The organism is Rathayibacter sp. VKM Ac-2929, from assembly GCF_022815495.1.
In the GTDB taxonomy this organism is placed as follows: domain Bacteria; phylum Actinomycetota; class Actinomycetes; order Actinomycetales; family Microbacteriaceae; genus Rathayibacter; species Rathayibacter festucae.
In genome coordinates this window covers 763484-789397 of record NZ_JALGRV010000002.1, presented here as the reverse complement: position 1 = coordinate 789397, position 25914 = coordinate 763484, and the positions used below count along the sequence as shown (strand labels likewise).

Genomic DNA, 25914 nt, shown 5'->3' with positions numbered 1-25914 from the left:
CTCAGCCTGGAGCGATGGCCTCCGGGTCGCTCGAGTCCAGCACCAGATCGGCGCCCTCGCGGGGACGCTCCCGCGCGCAGTAGCGCCGGAACTGCTCGTCCCAGGAGTCCCAGTGCGGTTCGAAGAGCGCGCCGTCGCGGGCGAGCGCGCGCTGCTTCCGCTGCGCCTCGTCTGCCTCGATCCAGACGGTGAGGTCGGCGAAGCGCCGGCTCCGCTCCCCCGCGGCGCCGCAGCCCTCGAGCAGGAGGAGCGGTGCCTCGGCGGTGCGCGGGCCGGCGGTCGTGGCGGCGGCCCAGTTCCAGGCCTGCCAGCGCGCGCCGAGCCCGAGCGCGTGCGGCCGGACGATCCGGTCAGCCGCGATCGCGACCGAGCGGTCGAGCCCCGACCAGCCGGGGTAGACGTCGTCCATCCGCACGAGCGCGGCCGCGGGAGCACGGGCGGACCGCCGCAGCTCCGCCAGCAGCGCCAGCGCGAACGTCGACTTCCCCGAGCCGCTCGGGCCGTCGAGCAGCACCGTGCGCGCGCGGCGGGCGACGAGGCCGACGGCGAGTGTCCGCGCGGTCGACCCGGTGAGCTGCCGCGGGTCAGCCATTCAGCACGAAGCTCCAGGCGCCGGTCAGCACGGCCGCGGTGACCGCGACCGCCGCGATCGCCGCTCCGCCCAGCACCAGCAGCACGTCGAACGCGCCCAGGCGCGACTCGCGTGCCCAGGTGCGCGGGATGTCCGAGCCGAAGCCCTTCGCCTCCATCGCCGTGGCGAGGCGGCTACCGCGCCGGATCGCCAGCACCAGCAGCGAGAAGCTGCGGGCACCGAGGCTCTTCACCGCGGCGACAGGTCCGCGCCCGTCGGCCACGCCCCGCGCCCGGCGCGCCATCGCGAGGGTGCGCCAGTCGTCGGTGAGCAGGCCGACGAGTCGCATCCCGGCGAGGCCGCCGAGGATGAAGCGCGCCGGGAGCCGGAGGATCTGCGCGAGCCCGTCCGCGAGATCCGTCGGATCGGTCGTCGCGATCAGCACGACGCTCGGCAGGCCGATGGCGAGCACGCGCAGGGCGATCGCTGCGCCGAGGGCGACGGAGCCCTCCGTGACGGAGACGAAGAGGAACTGCCCCAGCACGGCGCCGCTGTCGCGGCCGTAGAGCACGGTCGTCACGCCGGCCAGCGGGGCCGCGATCCAGATCGGCGCGGTGCGGCGCACCAGGTCGCCGGGACGCAGACCGACGAAGGGCAGCACGAGCAGCTCGAGGACGAGAGCGGTGGCCGCCGAGACGACGTCGACGGTCAGGACGAGGACCACGGCGATGAGGAGGCTCGCGAGGAGCTTCGCGACCGGGTTCGCACCGGCGATGCGTCCGCGGGCGGGCACCGCGTCGAGCAGCGTCATCCGGTCACCACCGTGGGCTCGCCCAGGCGGACCACGGCATCGGCGAGGGCCGACACCAGGTGCTCGTCGTGGGTGACCGCGAGGACGGCACGGCCCTCGCCGCGCAGCTCGGCCAGGAGGTCGACGACCACGTCCCAGGTCCGCCGGTCCTGCCCGAAGGTCGGCTCGTCGAGCACGACGACGGCGGGACGCCGGACCAGCGCCGACGCGACGGTGAGCCGCCGCTTCTCGCCGCCGGAGAGGGTGAACGGGTTCGCCTCGGCGAGGTTCGCGAGACCGAGGCGCTCGAGCAGCTCGTCGGCGCGGCGCCGCTCCACCTGGTCGCGAGCGCCGAGGTGCAGCTCCTGGCGGACCCGCGCCGTGAGGAACTGGTGCTCCGGCTCCTGGAAGACCATCGCGACCCGGTCGGCGAGCTGCCGCGAGCTCCAGCGGTGCGGGTGCGGCGACGCTCCGTCGCGCACCGCCGGCGAGGCCACGACCTCTCCCCCGGCCGGCGGGAGGAGACCGGCGAGCGTCAGGGCGAGCGTGGACTTGCCCGCGCCGTTCGGGCCGAGGACGGCGGTCACCCGTCCGGCGTCGATCGTCAGGTCGAGGCCCGTCGCGATGAGGGGCGGCGTGCGGCGTCCGAACACGGGGCGGGCGAGATCGAGCGCGGCGGCGGTGAGGGCGGTCGATGCGGGCGCCGGCGACTCGACGCGCCGCTCCGGGTGCTCGCCGGGGAGCCAGACACCCGCTGCCACGAGGACACTGCGGGCGCGCTCGATCACGGGACGCGGCTCGCCGTCGGCGACGACCGTCCCGTCGGCGCCTAGCACGACGATCCGGTCGACGAGGTCGATCCAGACGTCGACGCGGTGCTCGACGACGATCAGGGTGGCGCCGGTGCGCGCCGTGGTCCGCTCGACCGCGGAGCGCACCTCCTCGACCCCGCGCGGATCGAGGTTCGCGGTCGGCTCGTCGAGCAGCAGGAGGCGGGGCTGCATCGCGAGGACGCCGGCGAGAGCGAGCCGCTGCTTCTGCCCGCCCGAGAGCGCGGACGTCGAGCGGTCGAGGGCGACGTCGAGACCGACGTCGTCGAGCGCGCGACGGACTCGCGCCGGGATCTCCGCGCGCGGCACCCCGAGGTTCTCGCAGGCGAAGCCGACGTCGTCGCCGACGCGGGCCAGCACGGCCTGGGTGTCCGGGTCCTGGAGGACGAGTCCGGCCACTCCGCGGCGCTCCGCCGGAGAGGCACCGTCGATGCTCAGCTCGCCCTCGTCGGCGCCGTCCTCCTCGCCGCCGAGCACCCCGGCCAGCGCGTGCAGGAGCGTGCTCTTGCCCGCGCCGGACGGACCGAGGAGCAGGACGCGCTCGCCCGGCTGCACCTCGAGGTCGAGCCCGGTCACGGCCGCGGTCGACCGGCCCGCATGGCGCCAGCTCCAGCCGCGGGCCAGGATCGACGCGCCGCTCATCGAGCGCCCGCGCCCGCCCCCTCGACCACGCGGCCCTCCCGGCCGGAGACGAAGCGGTCCAGCGCCCCGGAGGCGGCGAGGCCGCGCACCGCGAACCAGGGCAGGAGCCCGGCCAGCACGGCGCCGGAGACGAGAGACGAGACCACGTAGACCGTCCGGAAGAGGTCGTCGACGGCGGGGTAGTAGACCAGCAGGTCGTTGACGGCGAGGGCGAGGCCCGCGCCCGCTCCGGCGAGCATCGCGACGAGCGGACGGCCGCTGCGGTAGAGGAAGAGGGCGAGCACGATCTCGGCGCCGAGACCCTGGACGAGTCCGGAGAGCAGGACGAGGAAGCCCCACTGCGTGCCGATCAGGGCCGAGACGACCGCGGCGAGCAGCTCGGTGTAGAGCGCCGCACCCGGCTTGCGGATGATGAGGCCGCCGAGGACGCCGGCGAAGAGCCAGCCGCCGCCGAGGAGGCCGCCCAGGCCGGGGAGGAACTCGAAAGCCACGCCGAGGACGTTGGTCGCGAGACCCCACGCCCAGAAGACGATGCCGGCGGCGACGGCCACGACGCTGGCCACGACGATGTCGACGACCCGCCAGCGGAGGTCCCGGGGACGGCCGGCTGAGGAGGCCTTCGTTGGACCGGAGGTGGTCTGCGCTGCTGAGTTCTCCGCGGAGGTGTTCTGCGCTGCTGAGTTCTGCGCTGCGTTGTTCTGCGCTGGTGTGTTCTGCACTGACGTGCCCTTTCGTGGAAGCGAAACGGGGCACGGGTCGAAGAAGAGGAGATCGAAACGTTCCTTCGCTGGCATGACCCAGATCAGGTTCGACGGTCGAAGGCTGCTGCCTTCCTCTCAGCCCGGTGCACCGGACTCCCGTGTTCGTCAGCAATCATAGACAGCATGTCGTGGTCGGTGGTGCTCGTCCTCGCCGCGGTCCTCGTGGTGCTCCTGCAGGTGCTGCTCTGGCGGCGCCGCTTCCGGATCCGCCGCGAGCTGCTCAGCTACGGCACGCGGGTGTCCGGTCGGGTGGTCGCGCAGGATCCGGCCCGCGGAGACGATGCGGCGGCTCGCGATCTCGGTCGACTGCTCGTCGCCTACCGCCTCGTCGACGGCGAGGAGCGGCACCTGGTGAAGACCCCGCAGCGCCGGGGCGACGCCTGGATGGCGGGCGAGCCGGTCGCGGTCATCTACGACCCGCGCCGGCCGAACGATGCCGAGCGGCTGATCGTCGGCTTCGGCCGGACGAAGAAGACCTGGTTCGCTGCAAGGCCCCAGCGCTGAGACCGCGCCCGGGCCGCTACTTCTTGAGCGCGCGGATGATCCGCGCGAGCGCCTTGCCGGAGACCCAGACCAGCGGGACGCCGACGGCGAGGACCGAGACGATGTTCGGCTGGAAGCGCAGTCCCAGGTCGTCCTTGATGTAGGCGCCGATCGGCACCACGGCACCGCCGCCGCCGCCTCCGCCGCCCTCCTGGCCGTCCTCGGAGCCGCTGCCGCCGCCGAAGCCGAACCAGCGGAGCGAGACGGGGACGAGCGAGACGCCGTCGACCTCGATCGGGTCTCCGTAGCTCGTCGCGGCACCCGCGGAGGTCACTTTGTCGGCCAGGGAGACAGCGATGTTGGGCATGGCCCGACGCTACTCCGCGGGCCGAACGGGCGACAAGCGGCGCACCGGCGCGCACAGGACTCCCCCACCTCCTCCCCGAGGTCTGCTGCGATGATCGTCGGATGCCGTCCCGCCCGCGCCGCCGCCGTCCAGGTCGCGCCGCGACCGTCGCGGTCGCGAGCCTGCTGCTGGCGGCGCTCCTCGCCTTCCACCGCGTGCTGTGGGACGCGGCCGGCTGGCTGTCGGTGGTCGAGACCGCGATCCCGTGGTCCGGACTCGCGGTGCTCGTCCTCGTGGCCGCCGCGGTCGCTCTGCGCTCGCGCGGCGCCGGAGCAGCGGTGACCGTGCTCGTGATGGTCTACGGCGTGCTCGTGCTCCCGGTGGCGCTCCCCGCACCGGCGGTCCGCTCCGGATCGTTCACCGTGATCAGCCAGAACCTCGGCACCGGCGACGACGCCGGAGCGCTGGCGACGGAGCTGGCGACGAGGGAGCCGGACGTGCTCGCCTTCCAGGAGCTGGCCGGCGAGGATCGCGAGGCGGTCGACGCGGAGCTCTCGGACACGTACCCGCACTCGTACGTGGTCGGCACGGTCGGGCTGTGGAGCCGCACGGAGCTCTCGAACGGCGAGCCGCTCGACCTCGGCCTGGACTGGAACCGCGCCCTCGCGGTCGACGTCGACACCCCGCTCGGCGCGACGCGGCTCTTCGTGGTGCACCTCGCCTCGTTCCGCCTCGGCGATCACGCCGAGCGCGACACGATGCTGGGCGGCCTCGCCTCGACGCTCGCGGACGACGCGTCGGACCGCACGCTCGTGGTCGGCGACTTCAACACCGCGACGGACGACCACCTGCTCGCGCCGGTCCTCGACCAGGCGGCGCTGGTCCGCACGTCCGGCATCGGCTTCCCGGCGACCTGGCCGGCTCTGCTGCCGCTGGTCTCGCTCGATCACGCTCTGGCGGACGGAGTGCCCGCCGCGACCCTCGAAGTCCTGCCGCCGAACGGCTCGGACCACCGGCCGATCAGTCTGACGATCGGTTCCGCGTAGCGAGGGTGTCGCTGATGTCGATGCCCTTCGCCGACTCCGGAGCGGAGCGCGAGAGCAGCGACGCCGGCCGGACGGCACCGGTGCCGAAGCGCGCCGAGACGCCGTCGACCGCGAGCTCGGCGTCGCGCCAGTCGTCGGAGTCGCTCCAGAGCGAGAAGGCGACGTCGTCGCCCTCGACGAGCTGCTCGCCGCGCACGCCGATCAGGCGCACGGGCCGGCGCAGCGGATTGGCCGCCTCGAGGAGCGCGGACGACGCGTCGTAGAGCACGCGCGCCACGTCCGTCGCCTCGGGCAGCGTGCGCGAGCGGGTCAGGGTGCTGAAGTCGCCGAAGCGGACCTTGACGGCGACGGTGCGGCAGCGCACGCCGGAGCGGCGCATCCGCACGGCGACCTTGTCGCAGAGGCGCAGCAGCTCGCGGCGGACCAGCTCGGGGTCGGCGACGTCGTCCGCGAAGGTGATCTCGTGGCCGGCGCTCTTCTCGATCTGCCGGGTGTCGACCGGGCGGGGATCGACGCCGTTGGACAGCGCGTGCAGGCGGCGCCCCGTGGCCTCGCCGAGGGCCGAGACGAGGGAGGCGAGCGGCGTGGTCGCCACGTCGGCGACCGTCCGCAGGCCCCGGCGCACCAGCGCCTCCTCCGTGCTGGCGCCGACGCCCCAGAGCGCGCTCACCGGCAGCGGATCGAGGAAGGCCTGCACCCCGTCGGACGGCACGACGAGCAGGCCGTCGGGCTTGGAGCGGCCGGAGGCGAGCTTGGCGACGAACTTGGTGCTGGCGATGCCGACGGAGCAGGTGAGACCGAGCTCGTCGTGCACCCTCCGGCGGATCTCGGTGCCGATGGCCCAGGGCGAACCGGAGATCCGCCGCGCGCCGGCGACGTCGAGGAACGCCTCGTCGATGCTGAGCCGCTCGACGAGCGGGGTGAAGGAGTCGAAGATGGCCATCACCCGGCGCGAGGCCTCGCGGTAGCGGTCCATGTGCGGCTCGAGGATGATCGCGTGCGGGCAGCGGCGGAGGGCGACGGCCATCGGCATGGCCGAGTTGATGCCGTACTTGCGCGCCTCGTAGGTGGCGGCGGTGACCACCGAGCGCGAGCCGATGTGCCCGACGACGACCGGCTTGCCGCGCAGATCCGGGTGCTCGAGCAGCTCGACGGAGGCGAAGAACGCGTCCATGTCGACGTGCAGGATGCTCGCGCGCGGGTCGTCGAAGGGCTCGATGGTGACCTGCCGCCCGCTGCCGTCCTGCTTGCTCACGTTCCGCCCTGCTCGAGTGGCGCACCGCTCCCCGGACGGCAGTGCTTCCGAGGATCATGGTCGCACGCACCACCGACACCGGGCCGCCCTCGCGCGGACCCGCCCCGGTGGGAATGGCGGCGCCGCTCAGGCGGTTGACCCGAGCACCCACGATCACTCCATCGGAGAAGACATGACGCACGAGCACGAGCCCGCCTCCCCCGACTCCGACCTGAGCCTCTGGCTCGACCTGCAGGCCCGCGCGCACGCCGCGTTCGAGATCCGCCTCGACGCGGTGGTCGACTGGACGGCGCCGACCCCCGACACCGAGTGGGACACGCGCGCGCTCGTTCTGCACGTCGTCCGCGAGCAGCAGCGGGCGCACACGCTCCTCTCCGGCGGCGACGAGTCGCCGATCCGCCTCGAGCCCGTCGCCGCCGATCTGCGGAGCGAGTGGACCCGGGTCACGACCCTGCTGCGCGCGGTGTCCCGCGAGATCGACCCCGAGGCGGAGATGCGCCTCGGCCGCGACACCGTCACCGCCCTGGAGCTGCTGCAGGAGCAGGTCGCCGACATCACCGTGCACACCTGGGACCTCGCGCGAGCCACCGGCAGCGAGGAGGCGATGGAGGAGGGCCTCGTCGCCGCCGTCTGGGAGCTCTTCGCCCCGCAGGAGGAGACGCTGCGCGCGAGCGGGCTGTTCGCGGCGCCCGTGCCGATCGACGCCTCCGCGCCGCTGCAGAGCCGGCTGCTGGCCGTCACCGGGCGCGACGACCGCCTCGCCGCGTGAGCCGCGGCACCTGAGCAGCGCCGCACGAGCCGCACCACCTGAGAACGACCCCAGGCTGCCGACGGCAGGATGGGGAGGTCCGCGCCCACCGCGCGGACGGCACCAGGGGCCCAGCGCCCCGACGAGGAAGGGACACCCATGACACGCGTCGCCGTCATCGGAGCACACGGCAAGGTCGGCCAGCAGATCCTCCATCTGCTCTACGACGCCGGACACGAAGCGGTCGGAGTCGTCCGCAACCCCGACCACTCGGAGGACATCGTCCGCCTCGGCGGCGAGCCGCTCGTCCACGACCTCGAGCACTCGACCGCCGAGGACTTCGCCGGGCGGCTGGAGGGCGTGGACGCCCTCGTCTTCACCGCCGGCGCCGGACCCGACTCGGGTCCCGAGCGCAAGCGCACCGTCGACCTGGGCGCCTCCGTCCTCAGCCAGGAGGCGGCCGCGATCGCCGGCATCCGCCGCTTCGTGCAGATCAGCGCGATCGGCGTGGACGCCCCGCTCGACGACGACACCGAGGAGGGCTGGCGCGCCTACGTCGAGGCCAAGCGCGACGCCGACACGGCGCTGCGCGGCACCGACCTCGACTGGACGATCCTCCGCCCGGGTGGTCTGACCAACGACGAGGGCACCGGCCGGATCGAGCTCGGCGAGAGCGTCGAGAGGGGCAGCATCCCGCGCGAGGACGTCGCCGCCACCGTGATCGCGGTGCTCGCCGATCCGTCCTCGATCGGAAAGACCTGGGAGATCGTCTCGGGCGACGTCGCCATCGAGGACGCGGTCGCGAAGGGCGCCTGAGCGCTCACCGGCCCGTCGGGCGCCGGGAGCCCTGCACCTAGAGTGGGGCGGGTGAGCACTCACCCGCCCCGCCCCTGGATCCGCAGCTACGCCGAGGGAGTGCCGGAGGAGCTGGAGCTCCCGACCGGCTCGCTCGTCGACATCGTCACCGAGTCCGCGCGGCTCTATCCGCACCAGGTCGCGCTCGAGTTCTTCGGCCGCTCGACCAGCTATGCCCAGCTCGCGGACGACGTGGAGAAGGCCGCGGAGGGCCTGCGCCGGCTCGGCGTCCGGTCCGGCGACCCGGTCGCTCTGATCCTGCCGAACTGCCCGCAGCACGTGGTCGCCTTCTACGCGGTCCTGCGTCTCGGCGCGGTCGTCGTCGAGCACAACCCGCTCTACACGCCGCGCGAGCTGCGGCACCAGTTCGAGGACCACGGCGCGCGGGTCGCGATCGCCTGGGACCGCGTGGTGCCGCTCGTCCAGGACCTCCCCGAGGACCTCGGCGTCGAGACGATCGTCTCCGTCGACCTGACCCGGGCGATGCCCGCGCCGATGCGCGCGGCCCTCCGGCTGCCGATCCGCAAGGCCCGCGAGTCGCGCGCCGCCCTGACCGGGAAGGTCCGCGGCGCGATCGAGTGGGACTCGCTGCTGCGCCGCCGTCTCGACCCGGCGCACTCGCGGCCGACGGCGGAGGACCTCGCGGTCATCCAGTACACCAGCGGCACGACCGGCGCCCCGAAGGGCGCGGAGCTGACGCACCTCAACCTCACGGCCAACGCCGCGCAGTCCCGCGCGTGGGTGCCGACGGTGCGCCGCGGCGACTGCGTCGTCTACGCGGTCCTGCCGATGTTCCACGCCTACGGGCTGACCCTCTGCCTCACCTTCGCGATGAGCATGGGTGCGCGGCTCGTGCTGTTCCCCAAGTTCGATCCGGACCTCGTCCTCAAGGTCGTCCGCAAGCACCCGGCGACGTTCCTGCCTGCGGTCCCGCCGATCGCCGAGCGGCTCGCTCTCCGCGCGAAGGAGAAGGGCGTCTCGCTGCAGGGCATCGAGATCGCGATCTCGGGCGCCATGCCGCTCGACCCGGACCTGGTCGAGTCGTTCGAGGCGCTCACCGGCGGCACGCTCGTCGAGGGCTACGGGCTGTCGGAGACCTCGCCCGTGCTGATGGCGAACCCGGTCAGCACCGCGCGCCGGGCCGGGACCGTCGGGCTGCCGCTGCCGGGGACGGACGTGCGGATCGTCGATCCTGAGGACCCGGAGACCGAGGTCGAGGCCGGCGGCCAGGGCGAGCTCGTCGTCCGCGGCCCGCAGGTGTTCCGCGGCTACCACCGCAAGCCCGACGAGACCGCGGCCGTGTTCACCGCCGAGGGCTGGTTCCGCACCGGCGACATCGCGACGATCGACGAGGACGGCTTCGTCACCATCGTCGATCGGATCAAGGAGCTGATCATCACCGGCGGGTTCAACGTCTCACCGTCGGAGGTCGAGGAAGTGCTGCGCCGACTGCCCGCCGTCCGCGACGTGGCCGTCGTCGGCCTGCCGGACGCCCGCAGCGGCGAGCAGGTCGCTGCCGCGGTCGTCCTCGAGCCGGGTGCCCACCTCGATCAGGAGGAGGCGCGCCGCACCGTGCGCGAGGCGCTCACGCCCTACAAGGTGCCCAAGCGGATCGTCGTCGTCGACGAGCTGCCGCGGAGCATGATCGGGAAGGTGCTGCGCCGCGAGGTGAAGGCGCTGCTGCTCGACGAGTCCTGAGGCCGGGCGGTCCTTCGCCGGCCTCAGGACTCGCGGGGGTCAGAAGTCGAAGCCTCCGCCGAAGTCGCCGCCCCCGAAGTCGCCGCCTCCGCCGATGTCGCCTCCGCCGCCGAAGTCGCCTCCGCCGTAGTCTCCCCCGCCGTAGTCGCCTCCTGCGTCGCCGGCACCGGCGTCGCCGCCGTCCGCTCCCGCGTCTCCGCCGTCTCCGCCGTCTCCGCCGTCGGCCTGGACCGACTCGCCGACCCCGTCGGGGATGAACGCGTCGGCGATGGCCGAGCCGATCACGAAGCCGGCGATGGTGCCGAGCATCGATGAGGCGAGCACGCCGCCGAAGCCCATGCCGCCGGCGCCGCCGCCGCCGGAGAAGCGCCGCTCCATGAAGCCGGGCTGGCGCAGCTCGCTGCGGGTCGCGGACTGGGCGAGCGACTGCGCGTCGTCGGCGCGCGGGGCGTCGCCCGCGGGCGCGCCCTCGCTGAGCTCGCGGAAGACCTGCTGGCGCTGCTCGGGCGTGAGCTGCTCGAACGCCTCGCGGTGCACCTGCTCGATCGCCTCGGGCGGCGCGGTGCGGAGGAGGTAGCGGTAGCGCTCGATCGCGATCTCGTCCTTGCTGCGCGCGGACTGCGCGGGCGGGGTGCCGTAGGACGGGGCGTCGGCGCGGCGCTCCGCGGCCGCAGGGGCCGGGTAGCCGGCGGCGGCGCGGCGCTCCTCGGGTCGCTCTTCGCGGCCCAGCAGTCGGTCCAGGAATCCCATGATCTCCTCCTCGGCGCGGCAGGATGCGCACGCACAGCGCAACGCTATGCCTCCCTCCGCAGGGATCGCTGAGGGTTCACTCAGAGCGAGCCCAGCGTCGGTCGTCAGCCGTCGACGGAGACAGGAGAGGTGGCGCGAAGCGCCACTCCGTCTCCCTGCTGATCGAGTAGGCCGCGGAGCGGGCGTACCGAGATCCACCAGCGTCAGAAGACGAGTCTGCACACCCGCCCTGCTGACGACGGCGGGTCTCGATACGCCCCTCCGGGGCTACTCGACCAGCAGGAGGGCGCCACCTCAGAGGAACGCCCGCCTTTCATGCTGATCGAGTAGGCCGCGCAGCGGGCGTATCGAGATCCACCAGCATCAGAAGACGAGTCTGCAGACCCGCCCTGCTGATGACGGCGGGTCTCGATACGCCCCTCCGGGGCTACTCGACCAGCATGACGGCGCGGCTCGCGGCACGCGAGACCTCCGCGGGGGTCAGGCGGACTCGCGGAGGACGAGCTGGTGACGGACGGTGCGGTGCACCGACGGGCCCCCCTTCGGGAGCTCACCGGCGATCATGGCGACGGCGAGGTCGAGGGCGTGCCGGGCGAGCTCGTCGAGGTCGACGGCGAGGGTCGTCAGCGTCGGGGCGAGCAGCCGCCCGATCGAGAGGCCGTCGATGCCGACCACCCGGACGTCACCGGGCACGTCCACGCCCGCGCGGCGGCAGGCGGAGAGCACGCCGAGCGCGCAGAGGTCGTTGAAGGCGACGATCGCATCCGCGACCCGCGGCCGCGCGACGATCCGCTCGGTCGCCTCCGCCGCGGCCTGCGCGGTCGGGACGTCCGCGCGGACGACCGAGGCCTCGAGCCCGTGCGCGGCGAAGGCGCCCAGCAGGAGCTCCGCCCGCGGGCTCGGCCGCGCGTCCCGCGACACGTCGACGACCACCGGACGCCGCACCCCCACCTCGGCCAGGTGCTCGGCCAGCGCCCCGACCGCGTCGGAATGGTCGAGCAGCACCGCGCCCCTCAGCGGGTCCCCGGTCGGATCGAGCTCGACGACCGGCACGGAGCCGAGCCGCTCGATCCACTCGGCAGCCCGATCGCCGAAGGTGCCGATCACCGCGTCCGTCTGCGCGCCGAGCGCCTGGATCATCCGGTCGGAGTCGGCGGCGAGGCCGACGTCCGCGAGCGAGACGTTCCAGCCCCGCGCCGCGGCGACCCGGACGACGGCGGAGGCGAGCTCCGGCGACCACGGGTTCCGCAGGTCGTCGACGACGAGCCCGAGCTGGTGCTCGCCACCCGTCACCAGGCCGCGGCCGAAGCGCGACGGCCGGTAGGACAGCTGCTCCGCCGCCTCGAGGACCCGCTGCTTCGTCTCCTCGCTGATGCCCGGCATGCCGTTCATCGCCCGGGTGACGGTCTGGCGGGAGACCCCGGCGGCCGCGGCGACGTCGTGAATCGTCGCGCGACCGCCGGCCTCGGCACCGCTCAGGCGCGGAGGTCGAGCCACGCCGTCTGCTCCGGAGTCAGCTCGATCGACAGGCCGCGCATCGACGAGCGCAGCTCGGTGATCGTGCGCGGTCCGAAGAGCGGGAAGGTCGGGAACGGCTGCGCGAGCACGTAGGCCAGGGCGATCGCCGTCGCTCCGACGCCGTGCTCGGCCGCCAGCTGCTCGGCCCGGCGGAGCCGCTCGAAGTTGTCCGGCCCGTAGTAGCAGCGCACCAGCTCGGCGTCGCTGGTGTCATCCGGTCGGGCGCGGCCGGTGAAGAAGCCGCGGGCCTGCGAGGACCACGGCAGCAGCGGGATCTGCCGCTCGACCAGCCACTCCTTCGAGGCCCGGTCGGTGACGTGCACGCAGCCGTCCCACGGCACGTCGTACGCCTCGGCCAGGCCGAAGTGGTTGCTCAGCGCCTGGAAGCCGGCCCGGCCGTTGGCCCGGGCGTACTCCTGCGCCTCGTCGAAGCGTGCGGGCGTCCAGTTCGAGACGCCGTAGGCGCGGATCCGCCCGGCGCGCTGGTGCTCGTCCATCACGTCGACGAACTCGCCCACCGGAACCTCGAGGTTGTCGCGATGCATCAGGTAGATGTCGGCGTAGTCGGTGCCCTGGCGCTCGAGGCTCTCGAGCAGCTGGCGGGTGAGCGACTCCGGATCGCAGTACGGGGTGTGCGCGCCCTTGGTGATCACGACGACGTCCTCGCGGATGCCGCGGTTCCGGATCCACTGCCCGAGACGGCCCTCGAGCACGCCGCCGCCGTAGATGTAGCCGGTGTCGAAGGCGGTGCCGCCCTGCTCGACGAAGGCGTCGAAGATCGCCGAGGCGTGCGCCAGGTCGGGCTGGTTGTCGACGCCCATCACGAGCCGCGACATCCGCTTGCCGACGCCGGGGATCTCACCGGAGAGCATCGAGGCGTCCGCCGCGACGCGGAGCGGCCGACCGGAGACGGTCGGGATATCGGCGGTCTCGGCCTCGAACGGGAAGCGCAGGCCGACCGCGGAGCGCCAGCGGTCGAGCGTGCGTGCGGTCGCGAGGGTCTCGTCGAGGGTCATCTGCGGCACCTCGACAGCGCCGGCGGCCAGGGCGTCGGTCGTCGCGTCCGCCTCGAGCGCGTAGGGGCTCTCCCCCTCGAAGGCCACGAGGCGGGGCTCCTCGCCCACGACGCTGATCTCGATGCCCGTCTCCGCGGCGCCGAACCACGGGTCGGCCACGTGCAGACGGCCGCGAGTGCCGTGGACGGTCAGGGCGTTCACGTCGTCCAGCGCCACTCCGGTGCGGAGGGTCGCGGTGATGCCGCCGCGGTAGGTCGCGCGGGCGACGCTCCACTCGTCGACGCCGGTCGGGCCGAGCGTGCCCTGCGCGTCGAACTCGACGGGCTCGGCGACGGCGACGCCGGTCGCGGCCTGGACCACGGCCGCCGCGGCGGTGACGGTGTAGCCGCCGACGTCGAGGATGCCGCCGCCGGCCGTCGCGACGTCGTACAGCCGGCCCTCGCGGGCGCCGGTGCGGAAGGAGAAGGAGGCGTCGATGTGCACGACGTCGCCGATCACGCCGTCGCGGACGAGGTCGAGCAGCGCGGCGGTCTGCGGGTGGAAGCGGTACATGTACGCCTCCACCAGCGGCAGCCCGGCGCTGCGGGCGGCGTCGACCAGGGCCATCGCGGTGCCGTGATTGACGGCGAGCGGCTTCTCGCAGAGCACGGCCTTGCCGGCCTCGAGCGCCTGGAGGACGAGCGCCGCGTGGCCGGTGTGCACCGTGGAGATGTAGACGGCGCTGACCTGCGGATCGGCGAGGACCGCGGCGTAGTCGCCGGCGGTCGCGTCCGGGAAGCCGTGCTCGACGGCCTCGGCGGCGAAGGCGGCGGCGCGCCCCTGATCGGAGCTGCCCGCCGCGACGAGCCGGGCCCCGCGGCTGCTCGCCGGGAGCTGGGAGAGGAACCGGCGCGCGATGCTGCCGGGGCCGAGCACCGCCCAGCCCGGTGCGGTGGCGGTGGTCGTGGTGGAGTCGGTCATGCGTAGCCCTTTCGCGGCGTCGTCGACGTGAACGTTCACGCATCACGGTAGAGCGGCACGAGGGGTCGGGTCAAGCGTGGCGCGGTACGTCGCCGTGAACGTTCACCACGTGAAGAAAGACGCTCCCCCGCCACCGCTCCCGAGGGAGGCGGAGGGGCGGAGGAGCGCCGGGATCACTTCTGCTTCGGGACGACCACCCACATCACGAGGTACGCGATGATCTGCGGCCCGGGGAGCAGGCAGGAGAGCACGAAGAGCAGCCGGACCAGGAAGGGGCTCCAGCCGAAGCGGTTAGCGAGGCCGGCGCAGACGCCGGCGATGATCTTGCCCCGACGGGGGCGCACGAGAGTAGCCATGCCTCCACTCTGACGCAGGGCCGCTGAGTGGAGCATCAGGGGAACCCCCCGAACCGGCCTAGGGTGCGCCGTCCGGCCGCTCGGAGGCGATCCGCCGCGAGAAGCCCGCGGCGACGGTCGCATCCTCCTCCGGCCAGACCAGGCGGAAGCGCTCGAAGACGACGGTGCCGATGCCGCCCGGTGACTCGCGCTCGAAGTAGCGCCGGTGCCCGGCGAGCCAGGACTCCCGCGAGCGGTCGTTCTCGCCCTCGTCCCAGGCGAAGGCGTCGTCCACGCTGTCGAGGGGACCGAGACGGATCTCGACGGTCCGCAGCACGACGCGGGCGACACCGGCGCCGTCGCAGACGATCCAGTGGTCGCCGACGCGGAGCACGGGCTCGTCGCCGACGAGCGAGGCCGTCGCGGTCTTGACGCCGCGCCGCACCAGGGCGAGCAGCTCGTCGGCGAGCTCGACCGAGTCGCCGAAGGACTCGACGAGGGGCAGTTCCTCGGGCGCAGTCGGCTCGTGCGCCCGGTAGGCGGCCCAGAGTACTTCCGCCGCCGCGGGGTCCGGCTCGGGCAGCGGCGTGCGCGCCGGAGTCTCGGGGAGCAGCGGGAGCAGGTTGGCCCCGGCCAGGGCGGCCGGCTCCTCGGGGTGGTTGTCGGGGGTCTCGACGCGCTCGAACGGCCAGCGCAGCAGCAGCCAGCGTCGCGCGTAGGCGTCGAGCTCCTCCTCGAGGCGGGACCCGACGAGGCTCGGCACCACCCACCAGGACGCTTCGCCGTGGTCGTCGCCGACGGGCCGGACGCTCAGGGCACCGAGGACCTCGGTCCAGTCCGCGCCGACGAGGAGGTAGGCGAAGAGGCGCCGCTCGCGCGCGGCGGTCTCGAGCCGCCGGAGCGCGCGCAGGTCGTCACCCGGGGAGGCGGAGGGCAGGCCGCTCGGGTCGCCCTTGGGCAGCAGCGCGGCGAGCCAGCCGCGGCGCTGCCCGATCACCGGGTGCAGCAGATCCGCGTCGCTCGTCACGAGCGGGCGGAGGAACGCCCCGCCCGGCAGATCGAGCCGAGCGGGGACGGACGCGTCGCCGGGCAGGGTGCTCACGCCGCCGTCCGTTCCCCGCGCATCGACTCAGCCGGCCGCGCGCTCGAGGACGAGCTCGCGGACGCGGGCGGCGTCGGCCTGGCCCTTCATCGCCTTCATCACCGCGCCGATGACCGCGCCGGCGGCCTGGACCTTGCCGTCCCGGATCTTCACGAGCACGTCGGGCTGCGAGGCCAGGGCGGCGTCGATCGCCTCGATGAGGGCGCCGTCGTCCGAGACGACCGCGAGCCCGCGGGCGTCGACGACCTCCTGCGGGGTGCCCTCGCCGGCGATGACGCCCTGGAGCACCTCGCGGGCGAGCCGGTCGGTGAGGGTGCCGGCGTCGATCAGCGTCGCGAGCTCGGCGACCTGCTCGGGAGCGACCAGCTCGGCCGGGTCCTGCCCCGCCGCATTGGCGAGCCGGGCGATCTCGCCGGTCCACCACTTGCGGGCGGCCTGCGGCGAGGCGCCGGCGGCGACGGTCTCGCTGATCTCGACCAGGAGACCGCTGTTCGCGACGTCCTGGAACTCGAGGTCGGTGAAGCCCCAGTCGGCCTTCAGCCGGCGGCGGCGGGCGGCGGGCTTCTCGGGCAGCGCGGCGCGCAGCTCCTCGATCAGCTCGGGGCTCGGCACCACGGGCAGCAGGTCGGGCTCCGGGAAGTAGCGGTAGTCGTCGGCGTCGCTCTTCGGGCGCCCGGCCGAGGTGCGGCCGGTGTCCTCGTGCCAGTGCCGCGTCTCCTGGGTGATCGTGCCGCCGGCGGCGAGGATCGCGCCCTGGCGCTGGATCTCGTAGCGCACGGCGCGCTCGACCGAGCGGAGCGAGTTGACGTTCTTGGTCTCGGTGCGGGTGCCGAGCTTCTCCTGGCCGATCGGCTTGAGCGAGACGTTCGCGTCGCAGCGGAGGTTGCCGCGCTCCATCTTCGCGTCGGAGATGCCGAGCGCGAGGACGATGTCGCGGATGGTGGCGACGTAGGCCTTCGCGTACTCCGGAGCGCTCTTGCCCGCGCCGTGGATCGGCTTCGTGACGATCTCGACCAGCGGGACGCCGGCGCGGTTGTAGTCGACCAGCGAGTACTCCGCGCCCTGGATGCGGCCGGTGGAGCCGCCGACGTGGGTCAGCTTGCCCGCGTCCTCCTCCATGTGCGCGCGCTCGATCGGGATGTGCACGACGCTGCCGTCGGCGAGCTCGACCTCGACCGAGCCCTCGAACGCGATCGGCTCGTCGAACTGCGAGATCTGGTAGTTCTTCGCCATGTCCGGGTAGAAGTAGTTCTTCCGGGCGAAGCGGCTGGACGGCGCGATCGAGCAGCCGAGCGCGAGGCCGAGGCTGATCGAGTAGCGGACGGCCTGCTCGTTGACGACCGGCAGCGAGCCGGGCAGGCCCAGGCACACGGGCGTCGTGTTCGTGTTCGGCTCGGAGCCGGCGATGTTCGGGGCGTCCGAGAACATCTTCGTCTTCGTGTTGAGCTCGATGTGCACCTCGAAGCCGAGGACCGGCTCGAAGCGCTCGAAGACCTCGTCGTAGTCCATCAGCTCGGGGGCGGACGCGTGCGCGGAGGCCATCAGACGGCACCTTCCTGGGGGGCGGAGAGCTGGGCGGCGGCGAGATCGGGCGCCTGCGAGAGCAGCGGGTGGCCCCACTGCTCCTCCAGGAGCGCCTCGAGCGCGCCGCCGACGGTGTAGAGCCGGACGTCCTGGCGGGCGGGGGCCAGGAACTGGACGCCGACCGGGAGGCCGTCCTCGTCGGCGAGACCGGCGGGGACCGAGATGCCGGGGATGCCGGCCAGGTTCGCCGGGATGGTGGCGATGTCGCCCCGGTACATCGCCAGCGGGTCGTCGAGCTTCTCGCCGAGCCGGTAGGCGGTGGTCGGCGCGGTCGGCGAGGCGATCACGTCGACCGAGGCGAAGGCGGCGTCGAAGTCGCGCTGGACCAGGGTCCGCACCTTCTGCGCGCTGCCGTAGTAGGCGTCGTAGTAGCCGGCCGAGAGCGCGTAGGTGCCGAGGATGATCCGGCGCTTCACCTCGGGGCCGAAGCCCTGCTCGCGGGTCGCGGCCATGACCTGCTCGACGGTGCCGCCGCCCTGCGGGGTGACCCGCAGGCCGAAGCGGACGGAGTCGAACTTCGCGAGGTTGCTCGACGCCTCCGCGGGGAGGATCAGGTAGTACGCCGCGACGGCGTGCTCGATGCTCGGCGCGCTGACCTCGACGATCTCGGCGCCGGCCTTCTCGAGCACCGCGAGGGCTTCGTGGAAGCGCGCGAGGACACCGGGCTGGAAGCCCTCTCCCCCGTCGAGCTCTTTGAGTACGCCGATCCGCAGGCCCTTCACGTCGGCGCGGCGGACCGCATCGGCGAAGGAGGGCCACTCGTCGCGGAGCGAGGTCGAGTCGCGCGGGTCGTGCCCGGCGATGACGTCGTGCAGCAGCGCCGAGTCCAGGACCGTGCGCGAGACCGGGCCGATCTGGTCGAGGCTCGAGGCCAGGGCGACGGCGCCGTAGCGGGAGACCCCGCCGTAGGTCGGCTTGACTCCGACGGTGCCGGTGACGTGCGCGGGCTGGCGGATCGAGCCGCCGGTGTCCGAGCCGAGGGCCAGCGGCGCCTCGTAGCTCGCGACGGCCGCGGCCGAGCCGCCGCCGGAGCCGCCGGGGATGCGGTCGAGGTCCCACGGGTTGTGGGTGGGGCCGTAGGCGGAGCGCTCGGTGGTCGAGCCCATCGCGAACTCGTCCATGTTGGTCTTGCCGATCGGCACGAGGCCGGCCGCGCGGACCTTCTGCATGACGGTCGCGTCGTACGGCGGGCGCCAGCCCTCGAGGATGCGCGAGCCCGCGGTGGTCGGCATGTCGTTCGTGACGATGACGTCCTTGACCGCGAGCGGGACGCCGGCGAGCGGGTGCAGCGACTCGCCCTCGGCGCGGCGGCGGTCGATCGCGTCGGCCGTCGCGGTCGCGGCGTCGCCCGCGACGTGCAGGAAGGCGTGCACTGCGCCGTCGACGGCGGCGATGCGGTCGAGGTGCGCCTGCGTCGCCTCGCGCGAGGAGACGGAGCCGTCGGCGAGGCGCGAGGCGAGGGCGGAGGCGCTGAGGCGGACGAGCTCGTCGCCGTGGGCGCTCACTGCTCCTCCCCCAGGATCGCGGAGACCTGGAAGCGGCTGCCGTCGTGCTCGGGAGCACCGGAGAGCGCCTGCTCGAGGGTCAGCGTCTCGCCCACGACGTCGGGGCGGAACACGTTCTCGAGCGGGATGGGGTGGCTGGTGGCCGGGACGTCGGGGGTGGCGACGGCCTGGATCGCCGTCACCGAGTCGACGATCTGACCGAGCTCCCGGGTGAGGTTCTCGATCTCCTCGGTGGTGAGGTCGATCCTGGCCAGCGAGGCCAGATGGGCGACCGTGTCGGCCGTGATCTCGGACATGCGTCTCCGTCGGGTGGTTCGTGGGAATCGGCGTCCAGTCTAGCCAGGGGCACCGACGCTCCCTCCGCTCAGGCCCCGGGCGACGCGGTGGGCGAGGCGGTGGGCGAGGCAGTGATTGTGCCGGTGCCGAAGAGGCTCGTGCCGTGCTTCAGCAGCGCCTCGTAGGCGCCCTGGTAAGTGGTCGGCAGGTCGTCGCCGGGCTCGCCGTAGCGGGCGAGCAGCAGGCCCATCAACCCGAGGGCCGGCGGACTGAGCGGCTTGTCCCTGTTCGCGTTGGCCGGGTGCGGCGGGGTCGCCTCCGGATTCGGCGGCAGGTACTGCGGCACGGTGGTCGGCCAGTCGTCGATCTGCCGCGGGGTGTCGAGGGTGACCACGCCGAAGAGGTCGGGCGCGTCCGCGTCGCGCGCCGTGAGCGGCTCGAGCCCGTGCAGGCGGCTGAGGGTGCGGATCAGGGCGCCGTGGTGCATCTCGTCGTGCAGGACCGTGCCGGCCCGCGTGTAGGCCGAGATCGCGATCGCCGGCACGCGGCAGCCGAGGCGGTCGAAGCCGAAGCCCATCTCGCCCTCGCGGCCGTCGCCGGGCGGGGTCGCGGCGGGCGGCGGCACGTGGTCGTAGAGACCGCCGTGCTCGTCGAAGGTGGCCAGCAGCAGGGTGTTGATCGCGTTCGAGCCCGTCGTCGACGCGCTCTCGCGGATCGCCGAGTAGATCTGGTGCAGCAGCAGCTCCCCCGCGCGCACGTCGGAGAGCGCGCTGTCGTAGAGCGGCTGCCCGTCGACCTCGTCCTCGTGCAGGACGCCCGTCGGCGGGTGCATGTCGTTGTGGTCGAAGACGAGCCGCGGCTCGACGAAGGCGTAGTCGGGCAGCTCGCCGTTCGCGACGTCCGCGTGGAACTGCTCCATCGGGGCGAAGTTGGTCTTCCAGTACTTCTCGAGCACCGGCGCGTGCAGGAAGCCGGTGTAGGAGACGACCTGGAGCGCGTCGAAGTAGACCCGCCAGCTCTTCCCGGCCTCCTCGAGGCGGTTGAAGACGGTCGGTGCATCGGCGAGGTCGTCGGCGAGCCACTTCTCGTAGCCGCCGCCGTGCTTGTTGGTGACGAAGCCGTGCGAGGTCGAGGCGTGGAAGAACGAGCGGTTGCAGAAGGTCTGCGAGGGGACGGCGCAGAACCAGTGGTCGAAGACGGCGAACTCGCGGGCCAGTGTCGAGAAGACGGGCAGCATGTCGGGCGAGAAGCCGCCCATGATGGTGCCGTACTCCTCGCGGGTCGGCTCCTCGCCCTTCTTCAGGTGGCGGAGGTTCTGCACGTAGTCCTCGAGGAACCCGCTCATCGTCGGCGCGGACGCGTCGGCGGGCGCGTTGTAGGGGGCCGTCATCGCGCCGACGGACGCCCCGGCGTTCGACGGCGGGTCGATCGTGCCGAAGAGCTGGGTGTTGACGTGCGGGTACTCCTCGCCCGGGTCGGGATCGGGCTGGCGCATGACGGTGTCGGTCGCGCCCTGGTAGACGTGCGCGGCGACCGTGTCACCCGCGGCGGTGGTGTTGGAGTGCTCGCCGCTCTGCAGGCCCTCGAAGGTCGCGCCCGCGGGCGGGCCGTCGGCCGTGTAGAGCTGCCCGAGGATGTTGTCGAAGGAGCGGTTCTCGAACATCACGACGACGACGTGGTCGAAGCCCGGCTCGCTGCGCTCGGGCAGCGGCGATTCGGCCTCGCGGTCCCGGCCGGAGGCGACGGCCGCGCCGATCGCTCCGCCGGTGAGGCCCGCGGCGGCGACTCCGCCGGCGACCGCGCCGCCGGCCAGGAAGCGGCGGCGGGAGCGCGAACGAGGGGCATCGTCTCGCGGGGTGCGATCGCCGCCGCCGTCGGTGCCGCTCATGCGTCCCGCCCTTCCCGCGTGCTGCGGATCCGTGCCTCCCGGGAGTGTAGCGACGCGCCCGGGGCGGCGGCTCGGAGCATCATGAGGGCCTGATCGACGTCGATGGGCGCGCCGCTGACGCCTGCCGCGGCGAGGGCTGCGGCCAGGGCCGGCCCGATCGAGCGCTCCCGGTCCTCCGGCGCGAAGGCGGGTGCCGTGCGCGGGTAGCGCGACAGCGGCCGGGCGGGCCCGGAGAGCGCCTCGGCGACGGCGAGCACGCCGTCGTCCGCCAGCGCCCGGCGGTCCGCGGCGAAGCGGGCGCGGTGCAGGAGGGCGGGAGTCGCCGGGCCGAGCCGGGCCGTCAGACGATCACCGGGCCGCGCGCTCGAGGCGATGAGGAGGGCCGGGACGTCGCCGGGGCGACCGGCCTGTCCGCGCGCGATGACGAGCAGGAGCACTCGGCGGCCGGCCGACTCCGCCGCCCGGACCGCGTCGACGGTCTCGTGCAGGAGCCGCTCGGCGACCCGCGCGTCCGCGGACCGCGAGGCGCTCGGATCGTCGGCGGCGGCGAAGTCGGCCGGATCGACGAGCGAGCGGGGCTCGACGAGGACGACCGGCGGCAGGGCGCCCGCGGCGGCGGCCTCCGCGAGACGGGAGAGCGGGAGAAGGACTCCCTCGGCGGCGGCGACGGCCGCGGGGTCGTGGTGCGGCCACTCGGGGTCGGCGAGCAGCGTGGTCGAGACACCCTGCCGGTCGTCGACGACCAGGGACCAGCGGGTGCCGACGTGCCTGGCCGAGTCGAGCAGTGAGCGGAGCGGGTCACGGCCGTCCGCGCGCCAGTGGTCGGCGCGCGCGAAGGAGTGCGCGAGCAGCGTGTGCACGGGGAGCATCGCGGGGGCGAATCGGTCGCCCGCGGTTCTGGGGCCGGGGGCGGTCAGCACCTCGTCGGTGCCGCCGGCGAAGTCGCTGCCCGGCTCGCCGTCGAGAGCGCCGAAGACCTCCCGGCGCGGCCGGCCGGCGAAGGAGACGACGACGAGGTGGTCGATCCGGGCCAGTGCGGCGGCGGCCTCGCGCTCGCGAGTCGTGAGCGGCACGGCGCGGGCGGCGGCGTCCAGCGCGGTCGAGGCGGCCTCGGCGAGGGAGCGGCGGAGGAACGCCCGCCGCTCCTCGCCGGGCCGGTCAGGCATCCGCGTCGGGGGTCTCCTCGGCGGCGGGCGCATCGGCGGTCGACGCATCGGCGGTCTCGTCGGCCGGCGCCTCGGCGGCGACCGGGTCGGTGCCGTCGGCGGCGGGCGCGTCGGCCACTGGCGCGTCGCCGGCCGTCTCCTCCGAGGCCGCCTCCTCGGGCAGCGCGATCGCCTCGGGCCCCTCGGTCACGAGCAGGTGGAACTCCGCGGCGGTGATGATCCGCACGCCGAGCGCCTCGGCCTTGCCGAGCTTGCTCCCGGCACCGGGCCCCGCGGCGACGTAGTGCGTCTTCTTGGACACGCTCGAGCCGGCCTTGCCGCCGGCGGCGAGGATCGCCTCCTGTGCCCCCTCGCGGCTGTAGCCCTCGAGCGAGCCGGTCGCGACGACGGTCAGCCCGGCGAGCACGCCGCCCGCGGCGTCGGCCGCGCCGGGGACGGGGTGGCCGGGCGTGGCGAACTGCACGCCGGCCTTCGCCCAGCGGTCGACGATCTCGGCGTGCCAGTCGACCTCGAACCAGGCGAGCACCGCGTCGCCGATGATGCCGCCGACGCCGTCGACCGCCGCGAGCTCCTCGCGGCTGGCCGCGCGGATCGCGTCGAGCGAGCCGAAGTGCCCGGCCAGGGCGCGGGCGGCGACCGGGCCGACGTGCCGGATGCTGAGCGAGACCAGGAAGCGCCAGAGCGGCGAGGTCTTCGCCTTCTCGATGTTGGCGATCAGCGCGAGGCCGGTCGTCGAGGGCACGTACTCGGCGTCGCCGCCGAACACCTCCGCCTCCGGGTCGAACGGGCCGTCGCGCTTCTGCCGCTTGCGCTTGAACGGGCCGACGACCTTCGCCTCGCCCCGGTCGTCGAGCTTCTGCAGCCCGGTCTCGCTGTCGCGGACGACGACCTCGATCGGGAAGACGTCCTCGATCCGCAGCTCGAACAGGCCCGCCTCGGTGTCGAGCGGCGGCTCCGCGGGCACGAACGGCTGGGTCAGCGCCGCGGCGGTCACCTCGCCGAGCACCTCGATGTCGAGCGCGCCGCGGCTGCCGATGTGCTCGACGCGGCCGCGCACCTGCGCGGGGCAGGAGCGGGCGTTCGGGCAGCGCAGATCGACGTCGCCCTCCTTGGCGGGAGCGAGGGTCGTGCCGCACTCGGGGCACTGCGTCGGCATCACGAACTCGCGCTCGCTGCCGTCGCGCAGCTCGATCACCGGGCCGAGCACCTCGGGGATGACGTCGCCGGCCTTGCGCAGGACGACGGTGTCGCCGATCAGCACGCCCTTGGCCTTCACCACGTCGGCGTTGTGCAGCGTGGCCTGGCGCACCTCGGAGCCGGCGACCTTGACCTTCTCCATCTGCGCGAACGGGGTGGCCCGGCCGGTGCGGCCGACGCTGACGACGATGTCGAGGAGCTTGGTGTGCACCTCCTCGGGCGGGTACTTGTAGGCGATGGCCCAGCGCGGGGCGCGGCTGGTGGCGCCGAGCTCGTCGTGCAGCTCCAGCTCGTCCACCTTGACGACGACGCCGTCGATCTCGTGCTCGACCGAGTGGCGCTCGCGGCCGTACTGCTCGACGAAGGCGAGGACCTCGTCCACCGACTCCGACACCCGGTTGTGCGCGCTGACCGGCAGCCCCCAGGAGGCGAGCAGCCCGTAGACCTCGGACTGGCTCTGCACCGGCGGGTCCGGCCAGGCGCCGATGCCGTGCACGTAGAGCGCGAGCGAGCCGACGCGCGCCTCGCCGGCGCGGAGGTCGAGGCCGGACTTCTTGTCGAGCTGCTGGCGGAGCCCGCCGCTCGCGGCGTTCCGCGGGTTGGCGAAGGTGGGGAAGCGGCGCAGGGCGCTGTCGCGGACCCGCTCCTCGTCGAAGGGCTTGCGGGTGGCGCTCGGCCGGGCCGACCAGCGCTCGCGCGCCTCCTCGACGGCCTCGTCCCGCAGGGTCTCTTGCAGGGCGTTCAGTGCCGCGAACTCGCGCACGGGGATGAAGACCTCGCCGCGGACCTCGACCAGCGCGGGGTGCCCCTCGCCCGCCAGCTGCTGAGGGATGCCCGCCACGCGCAGTGCGTTGACGGTGACGTCCTCGCCGGTCCGCCCGTCGCCGCGGGTGGCCGCGGTGACGAGGCGGCCGTTCTCGTAGTGCAGCGAGATGGCGAGGCCGTCGATCTTGAGCTCGGTCAGCCAGGCGACCGGGCGGGCGGCGGAGGCGACGGTCTTGTCGCACCACTCGCGCAGCTCCTCGGCCGAGAAGACGTTGTCGAGCGAGAGCATCCGCTCGGCGTGATCGATCGGGTCGAGACCGGCGGCGACCACTCCCCCGACGGTCTGCGTCGGCGAGTCCTCGCTGGCCAGCTCGGGGTGCGCCGTCTCGAGCTCGGCGAGCTCGCGGACCAGCGCGTCGTACTCGGCGTCGGCGAGCGGCGAGGCGTCGGCCGCGTAGTAGTCCTCGCTCGCCGAGCGGATCCGCGCGCGCAGCTCGTCGACGCGCTGCGCCGGATCGAGGTCCGCCGCCGGAGTCGCGCCCGCCTCGGACGTCGCGGCCATCAGAGCACCGCCCCGCTCGCGGAGGCACCGACGAGGTCGGCCGCGACCGTGCGGTCGATGGTGCACTGGCCGAGCACGCGGGTGCCGAGGTAGACGACGGCCGTCTGGCCGGGGGCGACGCCGTCGAGCGGCGAGTCGGGAGTGATCACGAGCTCCACCTTCCCAGAGACGTCCGACACCACGGCGGTCGCCGGGACCGGGTCGGCGTGTGCGCGGATCTGCACGTCGCAGCGGAACGGCGTCGACGCGTCCTCCGGCGCCGCGCCGGCCCAGGTGAAGCGCGCGCCGGCGATCTCGCCGATGCGCAGCGCCTCCCGCGGACCGACGACGACCTCGTTCGTCTTCGGCCGCACCTCGAGGACGAAGCGCGGTCGTCCGTCCGGCGCGGGCACGCCGAGGTGCAGGCCCCGGCGCTGACCGACCGTGTAGCCGTGGGCACCCTCGTGGGCCCCCACCACCGCGCCGTCGCGGTCGACGATCGCCCCGGTCTCGGGGGCGACGCGCTCCGAGAGCCAGCCGCGGGTGTCGCCGTCGGGGATGAAGCAGATGTCGTAGCTGTCCGGCTTGTTCGCGACGCTCAGGCCGCGGCGGGCCGCCTCCGCGCGGACGACCGCCTTCGACGGCGTCGAGCCGAGCGGGAACATCGAGTGCTCGAGCTGCGTGGTGGTGAGCACGCCGAGCACGTAGGACTGGTCCTTCGCCTCGTCGCTCGCGCGGTGCAGCTCGGGGCTGCCGTCGGCCGCGGTCTCGAGGGAGGCGTAGTGGCCGGTGCAGACGGCGTCGAAGCCGAGGTCGAGCGCCTTCTCGAGCAGGGCGGCGAACTTGATCCGCTCGTTGCAGCGCATGCACGGGTTGGGGGTGCGGCCGGCGGCGTACTCGGCCACGAAGTCGTCGACCACGTCGAGCTTGAACCGCTCGGAGAAGTCCCACACGTAGTAGGGGATGCCGAGGACGTTCGCGGCGCGCTGGGCGTCCATCGAGTCCTCGATCGTGCAGCAGCCGCGGCTGCCGGTGCGCAGCGTGCCGGGCATCCTGCTCAGCGCGAGATGCACGCCGACCACCTCGTGCCCCGCCTCCACCGCGCGGGCCGCGGCCACCGCCGAGTCCACTCCACCGCTCATCGCCGCAAGAACCTTCACCGTCCGAGTCTACGAGCGGGCGGCGGGCGTGCGGTGTGCGCGATTCGCGGCGGTCCGTCCCCCGTCGCGTCCGATCTGCAGGCGATCGCGTGCGTTCGGTGCAGACCTGCACGGAGGAGCGGGCGA

General features: G+C 73.8%; 23 protein-coding genes and 1 riboswitch. Of the genes, 5 read left to right on the top strand and 18 right to left on the bottom strand.

The window, feature by feature from the left end; all coding sequences use genetic code 11:
* Position 1: 1 nt before the first annotated feature.
* Genes MT355_RS08230 through MT355_RS08215 form a run of 4 tightly spaced genes read right to left on the bottom strand, consistent with a single transcriptional unit; the run spans position 2 to position 3552 of the window.
* The gene (locus MT355_RS08230) at positions 2-592 is read right to left on the bottom strand and encodes an ATP-binding protein (protein ID WP_243599148.1); all 591 of its coding nucleotides are present in this window, start codon (positions 590-592) and stop codon (positions 2-4) included.
* Positions 585-1382 (bottom strand): energy-coupling factor transporter transmembrane protein EcfT, encoded by a 798-nt coding sequence (locus MT355_RS08225; RefSeq protein ID WP_243599147.1) that lies wholly within the window; start codon positions 1380-1382, stop codon positions 585-587. Before MT355_RS08225 ends, MT355_RS08230 begins: the two co-directional genes overlap by 8 nt.
* Positions 1379-2833: an ABC transporter ATP-binding protein gene (locus MT355_RS08220; RefSeq protein WP_243599146.1), complete on the bottom strand. Its 1455-nt coding sequence runs from the start codon at positions 2831-2833 to the stop codon at positions 1379-1381. The genes MT355_RS08225 and MT355_RS08220 overlap by 4 nt, the downstream gene beginning before the upstream one ends.
* Positions 2830-3552 carry an ECF transporter S component gene (locus tag MT355_RS08215; RefSeq protein WP_243599145.1) on the bottom strand — a complete coding sequence of 241 codons (723 nt, stop codon included), beginning with the start codon at positions 3550-3552 and terminating at the stop codon, positions 2830-2832. The genes MT355_RS08220 and MT355_RS08215 overlap by 4 nt, the downstream gene beginning before the upstream one ends.
* Positions 3553-3595: 43 nt before the next feature.
* Positions 3596-3703: riboswitch (TPP riboswitch) on the bottom strand.
* A gap of 14 nt (positions 3704-3717) precedes the next feature.
* Between MT355_RS08215 and MT355_RS08210 the strand changes: the two genes are divergently transcribed.
* On the top strand, positions 3718-4098 hold the full coding sequence (locus MT355_RS08210) for a DUF3592 domain-containing protein (protein ID WP_243599144.1): 381 nt from the start codon (positions 3718-3720) through the stop codon (positions 4096-4098).
* Between the two features lie 16 nt (positions 4099-4114).
* Here the strand turns inward: MT355_RS08210 and MT355_RS08205 are convergent, their stop codons facing one another.
* A complete protein-coding gene (locus tag MT355_RS08205; protein WP_123445768.1) occupies positions 4115-4444 on the bottom strand; it encodes a hypothetical protein in 330 nt (109 codons plus the stop codon).
* A gap of 101 nt (positions 4445-4545) precedes the next feature.
* Between MT355_RS08205 and MT355_RS08200 the strand changes: the two genes are divergently transcribed.
* Positions 4546-5469: an endonuclease/exonuclease/phosphatase family protein gene (locus MT355_RS08200; RefSeq protein ID WP_243599143.1), complete on the top strand. Its 924-nt coding sequence runs from the start codon at positions 4546-4548 to the stop codon at positions 5467-5469.
* On the opposite strand, the gene dinB is transcribed toward MT355_RS08200, so the two are convergent.
* Positions 5444-6724, bottom strand: coding sequence for a DNA polymerase IV (gene dinB / locus MT355_RS08195; protein WP_243599142.1), 1281 nt, complete (start codon positions 6722-6724; stop codon positions 5444-5446). The two genes, MT355_RS08200 and dinB, sit on opposite strands and share 26 nt — an antisense overlap.
* Before the next feature lie 172 nt (positions 6725-6896).
* Between dinB and MT355_RS08190 the strand changes: the two genes are divergently transcribed.
* From MT355_RS08190 to MT355_RS08180, 3 genes are all read left to right on the top strand, one after another.
* The gene (locus MT355_RS08190; RefSeq protein WP_243599141.1) at positions 6897-7493 is read left to right on the top strand and encodes a TIGR03086 family metal-binding protein; all 597 of its coding nucleotides are present in this window, start codon (positions 6897-6899) and stop codon (positions 7491-7493) included.
* Between the two features lie 138 nt (positions 7494-7631).
* Complete coding sequence (locus MT355_RS08185; RefSeq protein ID WP_123732238.1) at positions 7632-8288, top strand: SDR family oxidoreductase; 657 nt, start codon at positions 7632-7634, stop codon at positions 8286-8288.
* Between the two features lie 51 nt (positions 8289-8339).
* Complete coding sequence (locus tag MT355_RS08180) at positions 8340-10025, top strand: long-chain-fatty-acid--CoA ligase (protein WP_243599140.1); 1686 nt, start codon at positions 8340-8342, stop codon at positions 10023-10025.
* Positions 10026-10064: 39 nt separating this feature from the next.
* Here MT355_RS08180 and MT355_RS08175 read toward each other — a convergent pair whose 3' ends face one another.
* From MT355_RS08175 to mnmA, 12 genes are all read right to left on the bottom strand, one after another.
* Entirely contained in the window at positions 10065-10775 is a 711-nt protein-coding gene (locus tag MT355_RS08175; protein WP_243599139.1) for a hypothetical protein, read from the bottom strand.
* 480 nt (positions 10776-11255) lie between these two features.
* Positions 11256-12272, bottom strand: coding sequence for a LacI family DNA-binding transcriptional regulator (locus tag MT355_RS08170; RefSeq protein ID WP_243599138.1), 1017 nt, complete (start codon positions 12270-12272; stop codon positions 11256-11258).
* Positions 12251-14269 (bottom strand): aldo/keto reductase, encoded by a 2019-nt coding sequence (locus MT355_RS08165; protein ID WP_243599137.1) that lies wholly within the window; start codon positions 14267-14269, stop codon positions 12251-12253. The genes MT355_RS08170 and MT355_RS08165 overlap by 22 nt, the downstream gene beginning before the upstream one ends.
* 173 nt (positions 14270-14442) lie before the next feature.
* Positions 14443-14625 carry a PspC domain-containing protein gene (locus tag MT355_RS08160; protein WP_123445760.1) on the bottom strand — a complete coding sequence of 61 codons (183 nt, stop codon included), beginning with the start codon at positions 14623-14625 and terminating at the stop codon, positions 14443-14445.
* 58 nt (positions 14626-14683) lie between these two features.
* Positions 14684-15706, bottom strand: a complete 1023-nt coding sequence (locus MT355_RS08155; RefSeq protein WP_243599136.1) for an ASCH domain-containing protein — start codon at positions 15704-15706, stop codon at positions 14684-14686.
* Positions 15707-15733: 27 nt separating this feature from the next.
* On the bottom strand, positions 15734-17248 hold the full coding sequence (gene gatB, locus MT355_RS08150; RefSeq protein WP_243599135.1) for an Asp-tRNA(Asn)/Glu-tRNA(Gln) amidotransferase subunit GatB: 1515 nt from the start codon (positions 17246-17248) through the stop codon (positions 15734-15736).
* The gene (gene gatA, locus MT355_RS08145) at positions 17248-18795 is read right to left on the bottom strand and encodes an Asp-tRNA(Asn)/Glu-tRNA(Gln) amidotransferase subunit GatA (RefSeq protein ID WP_132437853.1); all 1548 of its coding nucleotides are present in this window, start codon (positions 18793-18795) and stop codon (positions 17248-17250) included. Before gatA ends, gatB begins: the two co-directional genes overlap by 1 nt.
* A complete protein-coding gene (gatC, locus tag MT355_RS08140) occupies positions 18792-19091 on the bottom strand; it encodes an Asp-tRNA(Asn)/Glu-tRNA(Gln) amidotransferase subunit GatC (protein WP_123445757.1) in 300 nt (99 codons plus the stop codon). The genes gatA and gatC overlap by 4 nt, the downstream gene beginning before the upstream one ends.
* Positions 19092-19159: 68 nt before the next feature.
* Complete coding sequence (locus MT355_RS08135) at positions 19160-20959, bottom strand: alkaline phosphatase family protein (protein ID WP_243599134.1); 1800 nt, start codon at positions 20957-20959, stop codon at positions 19160-19162.
* Positions 20956-22125, bottom strand: coding sequence for a hypothetical protein (locus tag MT355_RS08130; RefSeq protein WP_243599133.1), 1170 nt, complete (start codon positions 22123-22125; stop codon positions 20956-20958). Before MT355_RS08130 ends, MT355_RS08135 begins: the two co-directional genes overlap by 4 nt.
* On the bottom strand, positions 22118-24649 hold the full coding sequence (ligA, locus tag MT355_RS08125; protein ID WP_243599132.1) for an NAD-dependent DNA ligase LigA: 2532 nt from the start codon (positions 24647-24649) through the stop codon (positions 22118-22120). Before ligA ends, MT355_RS08130 begins: the two co-directional genes overlap by 8 nt.
* The gene (gene mnmA / locus MT355_RS08120; RefSeq protein ID WP_243599131.1) at positions 24649-25788 is read right to left on the bottom strand and encodes a tRNA 2-thiouridine(34) synthase MnmA; all 1140 of its coding nucleotides are present in this window, start codon (positions 25786-25788) and stop codon (positions 24649-24651) included. The genes ligA and mnmA overlap by 1 nt, the downstream gene beginning before the upstream one ends.
* Positions 25789-25914 lie beyond the last annotated feature (126 nt).

Excerpts from the sequence above, each read along its gene's own strand:
- MT355_RS08230 (WP_243599148.1), bottom strand. The coding sequence starts at position 592 with ATGGCTGACCCGCGGCAGCTCACCGGGTCGACCGCGCGGACACTCGCC.
- MT355_RS08225 (WP_243599147.1), bottom strand. The coding sequence starts at position 1,382 with ATGACGCTGCTCGACGCGGTGCCCGCCCGCGGACGCATCGCCGGTGCG.
- MT355_RS08220 (WP_243599146.1), bottom strand. The coding sequence starts at position 2,833 with ATGAGCGGCGCGTCGATCCTGGCCCGCGGCTGGAGCTGGCGCCATGCG.
- MT355_RS08210 (WP_243599144.1), top strand. The coding sequence starts at position 3,718 with ATGTCGTGGTCGGTGGTGCTCGTCCTCGCCGCGGTCCTCGTGGTGCTC.
- MT355_RS08205 (WP_123445768.1), bottom strand. The coding sequence starts at position 4,444 with ATGCCCAACATCGCTGTCTCCCTGGCCGACAAAGTGACCTCCGCGGGT.
- MT355_RS08200 (WP_243599143.1), top strand. The coding sequence starts at position 4,546 with ATGCCGTCCCGCCCGCGCCGCCGCCGTCCAGGTCGCGCCGCGACCGTC.
- MT355_RS08190 (WP_243599141.1), top strand. The coding sequence starts at position 6,897 with ATGACGCACGAGCACGAGCCCGCCTCCCCCGACTCCGACCTGAGCCTC.
- MT355_RS08185 (WP_123732238.1), top strand. The coding sequence starts at position 7,632 with ATGACACGCGTCGCCGTCATCGGAGCACACGGCAAGGTCGGCCAGCAG.
- MT355_RS08175 (WP_243599139.1), bottom strand. The coding sequence starts at position 10,775 with ATGGGATTCCTGGACCGACTGCTGGGCCGCGAAGAGCGACCCGAGGAG.
- MT355_RS08165 (WP_243599137.1), bottom strand. The coding sequence starts at position 14,269 with ATGACCGACTCCACCACGACCACCGCCACCGCACCGGGCTGGGCGGTG.
- MT355_RS08160 (WP_123445760.1), bottom strand. The coding sequence starts at position 14,625 with ATGGCTACTCTCGTGCGCCCCCGTCGGGGCAAGATCATCGCCGGCGTC.
- gatB (WP_243599135.1), bottom strand. The coding sequence starts at position 17,248 with ATGGCCTCCGCGCACGCGTCCGCCCCCGAGCTGATGGACTACGACGAG.
- gatC (WP_123445757.1), bottom strand. The coding sequence starts at position 19,091 with ATGTCCGAGATCACGGCCGACACGGTCGCCCATCTGGCCTCGCTGGCC.
- MT355_RS08135 (WP_243599134.1), bottom strand. The coding sequence starts at position 20,959 with ATGAGCGGCACCGACGGCGGCGGCGATCGCACCCCGCGAGACGATGCC.
- MT355_RS08130 (WP_243599133.1), bottom strand. The coding sequence starts at position 22,125 with ATGCCTGACCGGCCCGGCGAGGAGCGGCGGGCGTTCCTCCGCCGCTCC.
- ligA (WP_243599132.1), bottom strand. The coding sequence starts at position 24,649 with ATGGCCGCGACGTCCGAGGCGGGCGCGACTCCGGCGGCGGACCTCGAT.